Origin of the sequence: Lachnoclostridium edouardi (assembly GCF_900240245.1) — a bacterium.
Lineage (GTDB): Bacteria > Bacillota > Clostridia > Lachnospirales > Lachnospiraceae > Lachnoclostridium_A > Lachnoclostridium_A edouardi.
The window spans coordinates 1,580,068-1,595,730 of record NZ_OESQ01000001.1; the positions used below are offsets into that span (position 1 = coordinate 1,580,068).

Sequence of the window (15,663 nt, forward strand, 5' to 3'; positions counted from 1 at the left end):
AATTTCATTAGATAAACCGTGTACACAATTTTTCTGAAATCAAATAAAAAGGAGAATCAAACAATGAGACTAAATGCCAACGTTTTTATTCTGGCAAAGCTTTCCAAACCATGGGAAGATTCCGCTGGAAATCCACAAGTTTCTTATTCTGCTAACATCATGCAGGACAAGGGCACGATTATCGACACGCTCAGGCTTAACGAAGAACAATTTTCGCAGATTGAAGCAAACCAAAGTTACACGATTACGGCAGACTTTGGTACAGGAAGGAACGGAGGTTACCTTCGTGTTGTCGATATTGTATCTGCAAAATAATAAATACGCCCCTACCTAAATTGGTAGGGGTAACCAAGCATAGGAGGATTTTATATGGTAAAAAAATAAATGACTTTTTTGAATCCTGTATAAACAAAATTTCATCAGGAAGCAAGAACCTATATCACTCATTTCAAGACAAAGATACTGTTAAAAAACTTATCTTTGTTATCTGTTCTCTGTTTCTATTAACTGGTATCGCTGGACTTCTGGGATTTTTAATCTTGTCCATCTGCCGTTTTATCAATCATCATATGGGTGAATTGGTTGTAATTTCCATTTCCATAGGTGCCGTTTTTGCCTGTTTGCAATCTGGGAAAGAACAGCGTGAAGCAAAACGGCGAAAAGCTATGGAAGAACAGGCAAAGGCACTGATTCCAAAAGCAAATTCTATTTATGAAAAAATTGGTAATCTGCTAATAGATGTTTTAAGAGACCGTAGCATTGCATCTTTAATCAGTCTTGCAAGGCCGACCAACTTTTCCAATATTATTATGGAAAACCCAGAGCAACGGATTCAAATAAAACCGGATGGTTCAGGCTATCTTTTAATGTATAGAGCAGATAAAATGTCTATCTGTTTTTTGGAACCGGATGACCTTAGAACTATTCGGGATGTACTGCAAGGCTCTATCAACCAGAGAATCAGTGCTTACGGGATTGCTGGCCTATGCCCTCCAAAGCCGAATACATTCCTACATATTATGGGCGAGCCAAGCGATTCTCATAGTTATATAACCTTGTGTCTTGATTATAACGAAACTACTCTGCAAGATACCTGTTCTCTTGCACCTGTATTTTCATCTGGTGATAATATTTATGGATGACAATACTGCTATCCCTATTCTCCTAGATGACGCCTTTTATCAATTATCGGTTCGAAAAGATATTTTCTGGAATCCCCAGCATAGTCCGCATATCATTGTTGTAGGGGCTACTGGTTCAGGAAAAACTTATCTATGCAAGCTGATACTGGCAAAACTTTCACGTTACTATGCCCAAAGCGAACTGATTATTTGCGATATGAAAGCTGATAAAGACTATGCTTTTTTAGCTGATGCAAAAAATTACTATCGCTTCATGGACTGTGCCAACGGACTGGAAAAAATGAACAGTCTTCTGGTCGAACGCCAGAAAGAAAGTTCTGACCGCCATCTTGTAATTTTATACTTTGATGAATGGGCTTCCTTTATCAGCAGTTTAAGTACCGACAAAAAAGCATCTGCAAATGCTCTTCAAACATTATCCAGACTTTTAATGATGGGGCGAAGCTTTAACCTTCAAATTATCATCAGTCAGCAGAGAGCTGATGCAAGTACCTTTGGCACTGCCAGAGATAATTTTAATCTTGCCATTGGCCTTGGAAATATGTCCAAAGAAAGTCAGCAAATGCTGTTTTCTGATTTCCGTTCAGAAATGCTTCCAAATCGTATGAGAGGTACGGGATATTTGCTTGCAAATGGCTCTAATTTTCACTCCGTGCGTGTTCCAAACATTAACCGCATGGATTTACTGGAAGCTGATATTATTGCTGGAACAACTCGCTACGAAACGCCCCAAATGCCGTGCAAAGCATAAGGCGTTTGGGGCGTAGGAGGGAACCTGTTCCCTCCTATCATACCGAAGTTGTTAGTATTACCACAACTTCGGTGTCAGTGTCAAAAACCGTTAAATACAATCGTTCCGGCATATTTTTCCGTTGTGTCAGCTCTGTGCCGGAACTTAGAAAGGAAATCTTATGACAAACACAAAAAAACTGTCAATAATAATCGGCGTAGCCGAAAATACCAATTAACATTTAACAACCCAGATAAACATAAAAACTGTTCCCATCAGGCAATTAAAGAAAAACTATCCGGCTGGGAAAATATTATTTACTGGTGTATGTGCGATGAAATTTCAAAAACTCCCCACACCCATCTGTTTGTACAATTTAAAAACCCTGTATACTTTTCCAGTATAAAAAAATCTTTTCATCTGCTCACATTGAGGAAGCACAAGGTACGGCAGAAGAAAACAGAGCCTACATTCGAAAAGAAGGCAAATGCGAGCACACAGAAAAAGGAACAACTAATTTAAAAGATACTTTTGAAGAATGGGGAACTATGCAAAAATCAGGACAAGGTAAAAGAAATGATTTGGCTAATCTCTACCAGATGATTAAAGACGGTTATTCTAATGTGGAAATTTTAGAAAACAATCCAGATAATATTTTAAATTTACAGCATATTGATAAAGCACGTCTGGAAATCCTATCCAGCCGTTACAAATCAGAACGGCGATTAAATCTTCTAGTAACTTATGTAAGTGGCTCAACCGGATTTGGAAAATCAAGATATATTCTTGATAGCCATGGAGACTCTAATGTATACCGAGTAACAGACTATAAGCACCCCTTTGACACCTACTCAGGAGAAGATGTGCTAGTATTTGAAGAATTTAGAAGTGATTTACCAATAGGAAATATGCTGAATTATCTGGATATTTATCCTTTACAGCTTCCGGCAAGATATAATAACCGGCAAGCCTGTTATAACTTTATCTATATCGTTTCCAACTGGAAATTGGAAGACCAGTATCATAATATTTATCTGGAACAAAAAGAAACTTGGAACGCCTTTCTTCGAAGAATCCATAAAGTCAGAATTTATACTGCTATCGGAGAATGGAAAGAATATGACACTACGGAATATCTCCACGGGTTTCAAAGAATAAATGTATCAGAAACACCTTTTCACAATTAAATACTACAGGCGTTGGGGCTACATACCATATACTGATAGAAAAACAAAATTATAAAACATACTATTTATAAAACTCACAAAATTCTTTTTTAATTTTACTCTGTTCAAATTCCAATCAAATATAAATCCCATATAATTTTTCCCTTCGCCTGTTTTAAGGCGGTAACTATGAATGATGTTAAAAATCCTTCAGAAATCATCAATCTTTCTTTATTGAAGGAAGCCTTTGACTGCGGTATAATCAGTACAGACAGTGTGCTTGATAAACTTATGTCTACTAAAAGAGAACGAATAAAAAAATACATCCCTATACTATTACACCCCCATCAAGTCCCAAGGGCAGATGGCAGACTTATTATAAAGGGATGAATGAAAAACGCAAGACTATTCGGGCACAATCAGAAGAAGAACTGCTGGATAAACTAATACCACTATACTTCCAAGATTCGCACCTTGACAAACTGACATTTTACAAACTATATGAGGAATGGCTGGAATATAAAAAGACAGTTATTAACAGCCCCAACACTATCAAGCGGCATACTCAACATTATAAGAAATATTTTGAGCCGTCTGCTTTGCATGATAAAAAAATCAAGCGGATTGATGAACTGCTTTTAGAAACAGAGTGCAATCGGATTGTAAAAGAATTTAATCTAACTCGCAAGGAATGGGCTAATATTAAAACAATTTTAGCCGGTATGTATAGTTATGCCATCCGTAAAAAATATCTGCTGGAAAATCCAATGGAAAAAGTGCAGATTCATGTGAAATTCAAGCAGATAGTCAAGAAAACCGGAACAACAGAAACCTACAATACAGATGAACTGAAAAATCTAAACCAGTATCTTGACCGTATGTATACGGAAACCAGCGATACCATTTTTCTAACCGTCAAGCTAAATTTCCTACTAGGTCTGCGTGTCGGTGAACTGGTGGCTCTTAAATGGGAGGACTACTGTAACATTAACCATCTTCATATCGTCCGAGAAGAAGTCAGAAATCAAGACACAAACACCTATGAGGTCGTGGAACATACCAAGAGCAGTCGTGACCGTTTTGTAGTTTTGGTTCCCAAAGCAATCAATCTCCTACAAAAAATAGAGCATATCGGCGAGTATATTTTTATAAAAAACGGGAAACGCATTACATCAAGACAGGTTGCCTATGTGCTGGAAAAATACGCTGAACGGCAAGGTCTTACTACAAAATCCACCCACAAAATGAGAAAGACTTTTGCCAGAAACCTAAACGCCAGCGGCGTACCACTGGACTGTATACGAGAACTGCTGGGGCATAGCAACCTAAATACTACTCTAGGATATATCGACAACCCATTAACAGAAGAAGAAACCTATAGCTTAATTTCCAACGCCCTATAGATTACTGTCTTCAACTGTCCTCAATCTGTAAGACACACAAAAACAGCGGAAGTCCTCTAAAATCAAGGCTTCCGCTGAAATTAAAAAGAGCGCGAGACGGAACTCACTCCCGGCAACAATGAATCTGCTGGTAAGAAGAAATCTGTCAGAATAACAAGTGCCGGTGTTTACCTCAAACCTGCATTGGTGCAAGTTGCCCATGCAGCCGTGAAATCTGATAAATCGCCTTACTATAAACAGAAATATAAACGTATTATGAAACGCCGTGGTAAAAAACGAGCCATCATTGCTATCGCCCGGATGATTCTTACTGCTGTCTACCAGATGCTGTCTACTGGTGAAGCGTGGAATCCGACCGACTTATACAAGATTGATATGCCTGAACCCCTAAAAGAAAAGCAGAAGGAAAAGGCTATCAAACAGGCTAAGAAACTACTTATCAGCGAAGGAATTATTTCCGAGTCGCAATTAGCATCTTAACACTTTAAAACAATACATTTTTTCAAAGGCTGCCATAAGACAGCTTGTTAAAGTGCACCATTTATTGGCTGTCCTCTACTTTCTTTCACAGTAACACCTCCGTCTTCCTCCTTTCTTTTCCCTCCCGTCAAAACGCCAGCTTGTGATAATTTGCCTCTATGGCTCTGATCATCTGAGCTGTTATTTCTAAAACAGGCGTGGCAACTCCCAGCCGCTTTCCTTCTGCAGCCACAGCCTCATTCAGGCACATAATCTCTGTTTTCCGTCCTAATTTAACGTCTAATCCCATAGACGGCAAATGATCTGTAACTGAACGGCTTACCTCCAGTACATATTCCAGCCCCTCTTCCCTGGATATGGAAATTCCTTTTGCACAGGCCACGTCTGCAATTTCAAATACTATGTGCTTCAGCAGCCTGAAGGCTTCCTCTGTATCTATCAACTGACCTACTGTCAGCCTTAAAATCGCGCATAATGTATTTTCTGAACAATTCACCATCAGTTTTTTCCATATTTTCTTATCCACTTCTTTTGTGATAGCTGTTTCAAATCCAGCTTCATTCATCACAGCCTCCAGTTCTCTGGCCTGAGAGCTGATTTTTCCGCTGACCGGCCAAAAGTACGTCCCCACCTGTTTTAATGTTGTCATTTCAATGTGACCTGGCCCCTTCATATCACTTGTATAGGCTGTCAGACCATAAGCAATCTGGCCTTTATTAATAAATTCCTTTAAAATCTCCTGGCAGCCTAAGCCATTTTGTAAAGTCAAAACCAGAGTATCAGGCCCAATACAACATAAAGCATCAGCTGCTGCCTGTTTCATAAATACATACTTTGTAAAAAATATGGCTGCATCTACAATTCCAATTTGTCCGGGATCAGTAACAGCTTTCACTTTTACATATTTTTCATCTTCTCCCATGGTCATACGCAGTCCATTTTAATTCATTGCTTTTACATGTTCTTTATTAACATCATAAAGACATACATCTGCTTTCTCAGCCAGTTTTCCTCCAAATAAACAGCCCATAGCCCCTGCTCCAATAATTGCTATTTTCATATTTTCCGCTCCCTTTTCCTTTCTTTTATCATACTGTATCCCTAAATTTTTTTCTTCCCAGCGTTTGTATATTTATTGCTTTATATTGATCTGACGGCGTTTTTTAGTTCACAGTATTTCAAAGTTTAAGCCATTTTTACCACTTATTTAAAGAAGAATTTAACAGCTCCCCCTCCAAGTACAGAATAAAATGCCAGAGAAAGGATCTAAGCAAATAAAAAAGGCCAAAAAAACACCGCCCGAAACGGACAGTGTTTTCCCGACCTTTTATTTTATTTCTCTTCTTTGCAGTCTTTTTTACCAATTATAATACTTTGCCAGGGCCTGCATACCCATCTGGTCCATTCCCTGAGCCTCCAGCTCTTTATACATGGAAAGCACTGTTTCCAGCACTTCAAGCTTGAGCCCGGCCTCCTTGGCCTCCTGGTCAGCCAGCCCCATATCTTTAATAAAATGTTTTACAAAAAATCCTGGATTGTAATCTCCGGTCAAAATCTTAGGCGCCTGAATATTCATCTGCACGCTTCCCGCCGCTCCGGTGGAAATAGTCTGAAACATCAGCTGAGGGTCCAGGCCAACGCCTTTTGCATAAGCCATAGCCTCGCAGATTCCTGCCAGAGTACCTGCTACAGCAATCTGATTGCACATTTTCGTGTGCTGCCCACTGCCTGCTTTTCCCTCATAAACAATAGTTTTACCCATTTTTTCAAATAAAGGCATACAGCGGTCAAATACTTCTTTATCTCCGCCGGCCAGAATCGTCAAGGTGCCGTCTTTGGCTCCTCTGTCCCCGCCTGTTACAGGCGCATCTAAAGCGTCCAGTCCCAGTTTTTTAGCCTCTTCATAAATTTTTACTGCCAGCTTAGGGCTGGTAGTAGTCATATCTATTACGCATGTGCCTGGATCTGCATTTTCCAGAATACCGTTTTCGCCAAAATACACTTCCTCCACATCCTTAGGAGTTCCAATAATGGTGATCACCCAGTCTTTCCCGGCAGCACATTCCTTTACAGAAGAGCACCAATCTGCTCCCTCCTTTAAAAGCTCGTCTGCCTTAGACTTTGTTCTGGTGTAAACAGACACCTGATACCCTGCCTTCATCAAGTTTCTGGCCATGGATTTTCCCATAATTCCAATGCCGATAAATCCAATTTTTTTCATTGCCATCCCTCTTATTTGTTCTCAATATCCATAATCATGTCCACACGTCTCTGATGCCTGCCCCCTTCAAAGGAAGTATTCAGCCATTCATCTACAATCATCTTTGCCAGCTCAGAGCCAACTACCCTGGCGCCGAAGCAAAGTACATTACAGTTATTGTGAAGCCTGGACATTCTGGCTGTATACGGCTCGCTGCAAACGCAGGCGCGAACTCCCTTCACCTTGTTGGCAGCCAGAGAAATTCCCAGTCCTGTTCCGCAGATAGCAATTCCCAAATCTGCCGCTCCATCAACAACAGCCCTTCCCACCTTTTCTCCATAAGCAGGATAATCGCAGCTGTCCGTTGTGTCTGTTCCTACATTCAGAACCTCATATCCCTTTTCCTCTAAATAAGCCTTAATCTCGTTTTTTAAGTCTACAGAAGAATGATCATTTCCAATAACAATTTTCATGGTTAAATGCTCCTTTCGCCTTTTAAATTTTCATTATTCTTTCAATATACTGGCCAGCCTGTCTATTCTGGATACAGCAGACATTAACAATAAATCTGCCACAGTTAAAGCTGCCATGGCCTCCACCACTACTACGGCTCTGGGCACAATAATAGGATCGTGTCGCCCTTTAATTTCTATTTCTGTTTCTTCTCCGTTGCATGTTACAGTTTCCTGTAAAGAAGCAATAGAAGGAGTAGGTTTAAAAGCTGCTCTGAATATAACAGGGCTTCCATCGCTCATGCCTCCTAAAATTCCTCCTGCATGGTTTGTCTTTTTACTTACTTTTCCATTTTCATCTATGCAGAACCCATCGTTATTTACAGAGCCTGAGGATCTGGCTGCCTCAAACCCGTCCCCTACCTCAAAGCCTTTTACAGCTCCAATAGAAAAAACAGCCTTTGCCAAATTAGCATCTAGCTTATGGAAAACAGGCTCTCCAACGCCGGCAGGCATATTGGTGATTATACATTCTACTACGCCTCCGGAGGAATCCTTTTTAGCCATCATTTCTTCCAGGTATTTCTCTGCCTTTTTAGCAGCTGCCTCATCCGGCATATAAAGTCTGTTTGTATCGCGGACTGACAAGTTAAATGCTTCCGAGGATATGCTGATTGGGCCAATTGATTTTGTGTAGGCTGTCACCTGAATTCCCAGGCTGTCCAGCAGCTTTACAGCCACTGCTCCTGCCGCCACTCTGCCTATTGTTTCCCGGCCTGAAGATCTGCCTCCGCCTCTATAATCCCGAAACCCATATTTTTTATCAAATGTATAATCTGCATGGCCGGGGCGATAAATATTCATAATATTCCCATAATCATGGGAGCGCTGATCCATATTTCTTATAACCATAGAAATAGGCGTGCCTGTTGTCTTTCCCTGAAAAATTCCAGACAGGATTTCTACCTGATCTCCTTCCTGTCTGGCCGTTGTAAACTTGCTTTGTCCAGGTTTTCTTCTGTCTAAATATTTCTGAATATCCTCCTGACATAAGGGAATTCCTGCCGGGCAGCCGTCTACTACGACGCCTACGCCTGGTCCGTGGGATTCGCCCCAGGTGGATATTCTGAAAATTGTTCCCAATGATGATCCCGCCATATTATCTCACCTTCACAATCACGCAACTGTTAGGTTCATTAACAGATACGCTTCTTCCGTTCATAACCAGCAGACCCTTTTCATAGTCAATTGTAAAGAAGGAAATACTGCCGCTTTCGTGGTTAATGGAAGCCAGATGTTTATCATCCGGGAATATAGCCAAATCTTTAGGGTAGTCCCCGCTAATAGGCAGAGAACAAATCATTTCCAAAAGACCTGTTTTTTCATCTCTGTTATAAATGCTGACGCTGTTATCCCCTGCATTTCCGCAGAACAAATGCTTTTCATCAGGTGAAAATCTCATTGAGCAGGCAGCTGTCAGCTGGCTTCTCTTTTCCCCTGCAGTTGGAATAGACTGTATCTTTTCTATTTTAGGCTGTCTCTTTCCGTTTTCGTAAGTATATACGTCGATCACATTTTTCAATTCGTGGAGCAGATAAATAAACCTTCCGTCAGAGCTAAAGCGGAAGCACTTAGGGGCGGATTCTCTTTCACACCGCAGGGCATCCACTAATGTCAGCTGCTCGTCATGCTCGTTAAACCTGTAAATTTTCACCTGGTCAATTCCTAAGTCCGCCACCATTACATATTCCCCGTCTGGCGTCCTTCTGCTGCAACTTACATGAGGGCGGAAATTTCTTTCTGCCACGCTGCCTAATCCTTTATGATACACTCCGTCTACAATTTCTCCTATGCTGCCGTCCTCCTTTAGTCTGAGCACTGTACATTTTCCATCATGGTATCCTGATACGAAAATATACTTGTCCTGTGCATCTGTGGATAAATGGCAGCCTCTCATACCTTTAATGTTGGCTGTATTCAGCCGGGTAATGCTTCCGTTTTCATGGATTCTAAAGGATACAACTCCTTCATCAGCAATAGAATACAAAGTTTTTCCATCACTGGAGGCAATTAAATATGAGGAGTTATTTACCGCTTCCTCGCACCGGGGAACGAACAAACCTTTCTCCACATCTATGTCATAAACAGTGATTCCCTTGGCCTTCCCAGTGTAGGAGTAGGAGCCTACATATGCCACATATTTTCCTTTCATAATACTGATATCCTCCTTAATTTCTGCTTTAACTCCCTAATTTGATAAACTAGACATATCATATCATAAAATATTAAAAAAATCTATAAATCCCTTGGCCCCGGCAGAGATTTCTTATATAATGAAAAAAACGCAGTTAAAGGAGAAAAAATGGAAACTCTGGTAACAATTCTTCATCAAGTTGTGGAAGCTGCCATTACTTTATTTGAATTCGCAGGAGTTATGGTAATTATCGCAGCCGGCATACGAGGTATCTGGGATTATCTGAGACGAAATCCAATGATTCGGCTGAACCTGGCCAACGGACTGGCTCTTGGATTGGAATTTAAACTGGGAAGCGAAATTCTCCGGACGGTTGTAGTGAGGGAATTAAATGAGCTGCTGATTGTAGGCGGAATCATTATTTTAAGAGCCGCCCTTACCTTCTTAATCCACTGGGAGATCAAGGAGGAGCATAGTAAGGAGGTCCTGAAGGACTTAGAACAAAAGAATACCAAAAACAGGCACTAAGTGCTCGTAACAAAAAAAGCAGGTATTTAACAGTAATATGAAATTCAAAACTGTTAAATACCTGCCTTTATTTTTATCTGTTCGCTTTTTCCATGCGTACATTTTTACCGCGAATACGCACATTTTTCATGGCCTTTAACACTTCGTCGGCACAGTCGTCCGGAACGTCCACAAAGGTGTAATTGTCAAACATATCAATACTGCCGATCAGGCTTCCCGGAACGCCTGACTCCCCGGCAATGGCTCCCATAATATCTCCGGGCCGGATATTCTGAGACTTTCCAATGTTGACAAATAATCTTGTCATATTGCCTCTGTCTCTTCCCCGTCCGTATTCACGTCCTCCTCTGCGGCCGCCTCCATTTTGGCCTCTGCCTCTGGAGTTTTTGCCTCTTCCGTAGTCGTCTAAATCATCTAAAGATCTGGCGGGACGGAAATCTTCAATAGATTCCTCTGCATCCTCGCCCATTGCCATTTTTAACATGGCTGCCGCTAAATCCATAGAGGTAAAATCCTCTTCCAGAATTTTCTTTTCCAGCACATTGATTAAACCTGATAAATCACTGGTATTAATAATGTGGCTGACCTCTTCCAGAATCTTGTCAACCCGGATAGCCGTAATATCATCCAGGGAGGGCACGGCCTGAGGCACAATTTTTGTCTTACAGTATCTTTGAATATCTCTCAGCTTGTAGACTTCTTTTCCCACTACAAAACTAAAAGCCTTTCCTTCTCTTCCGGCGCGGCCTGTACGGCCGATTCTGTGCACATAATACTCATCATCCTGAGGAATATCATAATTAAACACCGCTTCCACGTCATCTACGTCAATTCCCCTGGCAGCCACATCTGTAGCAATTAAAATTTCTGTGCGGCCGTTTCTAAAGCTGTTCATTACTTTATCTCTCTGAGCCTGTTTTAAATCTCCGTGAAGTCCTTCTGCAAAATATCCTCTTCCCTGCAAGGCCTCCACCAGCTCGTCTACCTGTCGCTTTGTATTGCAGAATACAACAGAAAGCTTTGGAGCGTACATATCTAAAAGGCGGCACATAACCTCCACCTTATTTTTAGGCTTTACCTCATAATAATACTGAGCCACTTTAGGCACAGTCAGCTCTTTCTTTACAACCCGGACTGTCTCAGGCTCTTTCTGAAAGTTCTTGGCGATTCTGGCAATGGCCTCCGGCATAGTGGCGGAGAACATTACTGTCTGACGCTCCTCTGGCAGCTGGCTGAGTATGGTTTCCATGTCCTCCAAAAAGCCCATGTTTAACATTTCGTCAGCTTCATCCAAAATAACTGTGTGAACCTGGTCAAACTTTACAGTTTTCCTTCTCATGTGGTCCATTACACGGCCTGGAGTTCCAATAATAATCTGTGTGCCGTCCTTGAGTGAACGAATCTGCTTTCCAATTTCCTGGCCTCCGTAAATAGGCAGCACCTTTACTCCGTGCATATATTTTGCCAGGCGTCTGATCTCCTCTGCCACCTGAATCGCCAGCTCTCTTGTGGGACAAAGGGCAATGGCCTGCAGCTTTTTATTTTTCGGGTCTACCTTCTGCAGCAGAGGAATGCCAAAAGCAGCTGTTTTTCCTGTTCCGGTCTGAGCCTGACCAATAATATCCTTCCCCTCCATCTGAAGCGGAATTGCCTTGGCCTGAATAGGGGAAGCCGCCTCAAATCCCATGTCCTTTACTGCTTTTAATATTTTATCATTTAACTCTAACTCATCAAATCTGATTGTTTCCATTTAATATCCTTTCTTTATAAATAACCAGCCTGCGCCAATATCTAAATATCAAAAAGCCTGCAGTCTCCTTTGCATCAGCTTTAAAATAGGGTACAGGGCAAAAAATGAGAGGATAACAGGCACGTCTCAGGCCTTTCATCCTCTCTTCTCGTACGGATACTAACTATAGCAGAAGTTTTTATTTATGTCAAGTTGTCGGGCAGAGAATTCAGATTGATGTAAAATTTGTTCCCTCTATCTGTCTGGTGAATCAGGCACAGGGACAAAAAATGAAGGCGCCGTTCAATCATCTAAAACGACGATTTTGCGACACCCTCTTTTTCGATTAACGCTTTAGTTACATAAGGTCAGAAGTTTCACTGTTATCAATTTCGACTTGCTTTGTCTGAACCACTCCATCCACAACCCACTGCCCATCAGAATTTAAAACATAGCCGTCCTTTTCTCTGTCATGCCACATGAATCCAGTTCCATCAAAATAATAACATTCTGCAATACCATCTTTATTTCCATCTATCCATAGCCACTCATCGTGCGCCAGGCCTCCCATTCCTGTTTTGTCATATTGCCAGCCAATAGTAAGATCTAACCAATTGCCAGCAAAAGCGCTAAGTGAAAATGACGCAGTAAAAACTCCTGTCAACAAAGCTGTTATAATTTTTTTACTTCTCATAATAATATCCCCTTTCTTATATATAACATCTATACTAAAAATTACCACATAGATTATAACACCTTTGTGCCTGTATTTTAATACAGGCTATAAATTTATACATCTTATTTTCACACACCTCTCTCTTTATAATCTCTATAAAAAAGCAGGTGATAAAATGGGATATATCGAAATAAAGATAGAAGAATATCTTAAAGTAAATGGTGTGAGCAAAAACAAGATATGTCAAAACTGCGGGCTTCAAAGAACTCAGTTAAACAACTACTGTAAAAATAAGGTAAGCCGTGTGGACCTAAATATTATTGCTAGGCTATGCGAGTACCTGGGCTGTTCTGTTTCGGATTTACTGGAATATAAAAAATAAAGGGTGGTCTGTACCGCCCTTTCCTGCGCCTTGAACTTTTAATGATTAGAATAGTACATCACCTAAAATTTTGGTAGTATAAAGAATGATTTTGTTTTAATAAAACAGAAAAATCCCTGTAAATACAAGGATTCTTCAAGGTGTCTTTTTATTTTAAACTTTAAACCGGTACCCTACTCCCCAGATGGTTTCAATGTACTGCGGTTTGGCTGTGTTAAACTCGATCTTCTCTCTGATTTTCTTAATATGCACTGTAACAGTAGCAATATCTCCAATGGACTCCATATCCCAGATTTTGCTGAACAGCTCCTCCTTTGTAAATACATGGTTGGGGTTCTGAGCCAAGAATGTAAGCAGATCAAACTCCTTTGTGGTGAAGTTTTTCTCCTCCCCGTTTACCCACACTCTTCTGGCTGTTTTGTCAATCTTTAAGCCTCTGATCTCAATAATCTCATTCACTGGGATTCCGCTTCCAATAAGTCTTTCGTATCTGGCCAGGTGGGCCTTTACTCTTGCCACCATCTCGCTGGGACTGAAGGGCTTTGTTATGTAGTCGTCAGCGCCCAGACCCAAACCTCTGATCTTATTAATGTCTTCTTTTTTAGCGGAAACCATAATAATAGGCGTGTTCTTTTCCTCCCGGACTTTCCGGCAGATTTCAAAACCGTCCACTCCAGGAAGCATTAAGTCCAGGATGATCAGATTAAACTCCTCATTTAAAGCCCGCTCCAGCCCTTCGCTTCCGTCATTTGCAATTTCAACCTGAAATCCGCTCAGCTCCAGATAATCCTTTTCCAGCTCTGCGATGCTCTCCTCATCCTCTACAATTAAAATCTTACTCATCCTGTATTACCTCCTGATATTTTCTCAGAACAAAGTGAATCTCTGTTCCAATACCTTCCTTGCTGGTAGCCCATATACGGCCTCCATGGTCTTCTATAATTTTTCTTACAATAGAAAGCCCGATTCCGCTTCCTCCCTGAGATGAATTTCTGGAGGAATCTGTGCGGTAAAATCTGTCAAAAATATTAGGCAGATCTTTTGCGGCAATGCCTTTTCCATTATCCTCAATTACTACCTGTATAAAATCTCCTACGTCCTGGATTCTGATATTGATAATTCCCCTTTTTTTGTCCATGTACTTTACAGAATTGCTGATAATATTGTTGATTACCCGCTTCATCTGCTCTGCATCTGCAATTACCATTACGTCGTCGTCTACATAATTAAAATATCCCAGCTCAATTCCCCTGGCTTCCATATCCAGTCCAACTTCCTCTATACAATCTTTAAAGTAGCTGGCTACATTAATTTTGCTGTATACATACGGGATTTTATTGGTGTCAATTTTAGAGTAAAATGTAAGCTCGTCAATTAATCTGTCCATATCATTAGCTTTATTATATATGGTTCTGATATATTTATCCAGCTTTTCCGGCGAGGAAGCGACTCCGTCCATAATTCCCTCTACATATCCCTTAATTGCCGTAATAGGCGTTTTCAGGTCGTGGGAAATATTGCTGATCAGCTCTTTATTTTCCTTGTCATATTGAATCTTCTCCTCTGTGGACTCCTTCAGCCTCTGCCTCATCTCCTCAAAATCCTGGCATAGCTGCCCAATCTCATCTTCCTCCTCAACCTCTAAAGTAAACTCCAGGTTGCCGTCTCTAATATTCTTTGTGGCTTCCTGCAGCTTTCCAAGAGGCCTTAATATAGATCTGTAAACCCACATAGTCAAGGCGCAGCCAGTAAAAATCAATATCATAACGCCGGATAAAATCATCTCCCGCACCATAGACTGAACCTCTGGAATCAATTCGTCCACATTGGAAACAATGAACAAGCTTCCTTCCCCTTTATCAGGATATAAAAAGTCCATCTGCTTAATCAAATGCTGGCTGTCCCCGTCCAGGTACATACCGCCCTCTATATCCCCGCCTCCGCTTCCATATTCCAAAAGCTGGCCGCATATATTTCCCTGGGATTCATGCGTGCTTCCCATATATATAATATCGTCGTTTTTCCTGACAATCATATACGCATACTTTGTAGACAGCCTTTCATTCAAGGTATCCAGATAAGCCTTATCTTCAAATGCCTGAGGCTTTTTGTCCATCTGCTGCCTGATCTCCTGCTGCATAGGCTTTGTCAGCCGGTTAAAAATCTGCAGGGAATTGCCTGAAAAAATATCCACAGATTCTGCTAACCCATATGTTTTTCTGATTGATTTTGTCTGGTAATCGCTTAACCCCATAAATGCCATGTAAATCAGCAGCATCGGAACTACTGTTACTGTGAGAAAGGCTACTGCCAGCCGTGTCCGTAATTTCATCTTTTCAATCTCCTGCATAAAAATATGATTTTATTATACCATAAGAACAGAGAGGAATTTATAAAACAATTCTAAACTTTGATTTTTCACAAAATGGACAAACTTTTTTCACAAATTTCCAGTATACTGATACTCGAAAAGGAAATAATTTCTTTTCATATACACACTTTTCATTTCCGGCCAGCAGGACTCCCCATCTTGCTGGCTCTCCTTTTATAAATTGTTATTTGCGGCGCAAAAGACCTTCAG

The 15,663-nt window shown here is 40.8% G+C and carries 16 protein-coding genes and 2 pseudogenes; 9 read left to right on the forward strand and 9 right to left on the reverse strand.

Annotation, left to right across the window (positions count from 1 at the left end):
• Positions 1-63 precede the first annotated feature (63 nt).
• From C1A07_RS07380 to C1A07_RS16755, 7 genes and pseudogenes are all read left to right on the forward strand, one after another.
• Complete coding sequence (locus tag C1A07_RS07380; protein ID WP_101876542.1) at positions 64-315, forward strand: hypothetical protein; 252 nt, start codon at positions 64-66, stop codon at positions 313-315.
• A gap of 20 nt (positions 316-335) precedes the next feature.
• Positions 336-1,142, forward strand: a complete 807-nt coding sequence (locus tag C1A07_RS07385; protein WP_101876543.1) for a hypothetical protein — start codon at positions 336-338, stop codon at positions 1,140-1,142.
• A complete protein-coding gene (locus C1A07_RS07390; protein WP_101876544.1) occupies positions 1,135-1,893 on the forward strand; it encodes a type IV secretory system conjugative DNA transfer family protein in 759 nt (252 codons plus the stop codon). Before C1A07_RS07385 ends, C1A07_RS07390 begins: the two co-directional genes overlap by 8 nt.
• A 527-nt stretch (positions 1,894-2,420) precedes the next feature.
• The gene (locus tag C1A07_RS16390) at positions 2,421-3,059 is read left to right on the forward strand and encodes a replication protein (RefSeq protein ID WP_242972274.1); all 639 of its coding nucleotides are present in this window, start codon (positions 2,421-2,423) and stop codon (positions 3,057-3,059) included.
• A gap of 168 nt (positions 3,060-3,227) precedes the next feature.
• Positions 3,228-3,428 (forward strand): hypothetical protein, encoded by a 201-nt coding sequence (locus tag C1A07_RS07400; protein WP_101876545.1) that lies wholly within the window; start codon positions 3,228-3,230, stop codon positions 3,426-3,428.
• Positions 3,425-4,441: a tyrosine-type recombinase/integrase gene (locus C1A07_RS07405; protein WP_101876546.1), complete on the forward strand. Its 1,017-nt coding sequence runs from the start codon at positions 3,425-3,427 to the stop codon at positions 4,439-4,441. The genes C1A07_RS07400 and C1A07_RS07405 overlap by 4 nt, the downstream gene beginning before the upstream one ends.
• Before the next feature lie 102 nt (positions 4,442-4,543).
• Positions 4,544-4,921 (forward strand): annotated as a pseudogene (locus tag C1A07_RS16755) (transposase); the annotation flags it as partial.
• A 127-nt stretch (positions 4,922-5,048) separates the two neighbouring features.
• Here C1A07_RS16755 and C1A07_RS07415 read toward each other — a convergent pair.
• From C1A07_RS07415 to C1A07_RS07435, 5 genes and pseudogenes are all read right to left on the reverse strand, one after another.
• Positions 5,049-5,981: pseudogene (locus C1A07_RS07415) on the reverse strand (ketopantoate reductase family protein).
• A gap of 297 nt (positions 5,982-6,278) precedes the next feature.
• Positions 6,279-7,142: an NAD(P)-dependent oxidoreductase gene (locus tag C1A07_RS07420; RefSeq protein WP_101876547.1), complete on the reverse strand. Its 864-nt coding sequence runs from the start codon at positions 7,140-7,142 to the stop codon at positions 6,279-6,281.
• A gap of 11 nt (positions 7,143-7,153) precedes the next feature.
• Positions 7,154-7,594 carry a ribose 5-phosphate isomerase B gene (rpiB, locus tag C1A07_RS07425; protein ID WP_101876548.1) on the reverse strand — a complete coding sequence of 147 codons (441 nt, stop codon included), beginning with the start codon at positions 7,592-7,594 and terminating at the stop codon, positions 7,154-7,156.
• 33 nt (positions 7,595-7,627) lie between these two features.
• Positions 7,628-8,731, reverse strand: coding sequence for a chorismate synthase (gene aroC, locus C1A07_RS07430; protein WP_101876549.1), 1,104 nt, complete (start codon positions 8,729-8,731; stop codon positions 7,628-7,630).
• Between the two features lies 1 nt (position 8,732).
• On the reverse strand, positions 8,733-9,785 hold the full coding sequence (locus C1A07_RS07435) for a lactonase family protein (protein WP_101876550.1): 1,053 nt from the start codon (positions 9,783-9,785) through the stop codon (positions 8,733-8,735).
• Between the two features lie 150 nt (positions 9,786-9,935).
• Here C1A07_RS07435 and C1A07_RS07440 point away from each other — a divergent pair, with 150 nt between their 5' ends.
• The gene (locus C1A07_RS07440; RefSeq protein ID WP_101876551.1) at positions 9,936-10,295 is read left to right on the forward strand and encodes a DUF1622 domain-containing protein; all 360 of its coding nucleotides are present in this window, start codon (positions 9,936-9,938) and stop codon (positions 10,293-10,295) included.
• A 73-nt stretch (positions 10,296-10,368) separates the two neighbouring features.
• Here the strand turns inward: C1A07_RS07440 and C1A07_RS07445 are convergent, their stop codons facing one another.
• Together C1A07_RS07445 and C1A07_RS07450 are read right to left on the reverse strand one after the other, a co-directional pair.
• Positions 10,369-12,045, reverse strand: a complete 1,677-nt coding sequence (locus C1A07_RS07445; protein ID WP_101876552.1) for a DEAD/DEAH box helicase — start codon at positions 12,043-12,045, stop codon at positions 10,369-10,371.
• A 337-nt stretch (positions 12,046-12,382) separates the two neighbouring features.
• Complete coding sequence (locus C1A07_RS07450) at positions 12,383-12,718, reverse strand: hypothetical protein (protein WP_101876553.1); 336 nt, start codon at positions 12,716-12,718, stop codon at positions 12,383-12,385.
• A 157-nt stretch (positions 12,719-12,875) separates the two neighbouring features.
• On the opposite strand from C1A07_RS07450, the gene C1A07_RS07455 reads away from it, so the two are divergent.
• Positions 12,876-13,082 carry a helix-turn-helix domain-containing protein gene (locus tag C1A07_RS07455; protein ID WP_101876554.1) on the forward strand — a complete coding sequence of 69 codons (207 nt, stop codon included), beginning with the start codon at positions 12,876-12,878 and terminating at the stop codon, positions 13,080-13,082.
• Between the two features lie 153 nt (positions 13,083-13,235).
• Here C1A07_RS07455 and C1A07_RS07460 read toward each other — a convergent pair whose 3' ends face one another.
• Positions 13,236-13,925, reverse strand: a complete 690-nt coding sequence (locus C1A07_RS07460) for a response regulator transcription factor (RefSeq protein WP_101876555.1) — start codon at positions 13,923-13,925, stop codon at positions 13,236-13,238.
• The gene (locus tag C1A07_RS07465) at positions 13,918-15,414 is read right to left on the reverse strand and encodes a sensor histidine kinase (protein WP_101876556.1); all 1,497 of its coding nucleotides are present in this window, start codon (positions 15,412-15,414) and stop codon (positions 13,918-13,920) included. The genes C1A07_RS07460 and C1A07_RS07465 overlap by 8 nt, the downstream gene beginning before the upstream one ends.
• Positions 15,415-15,663: the final 249 nt, after the last annotated feature.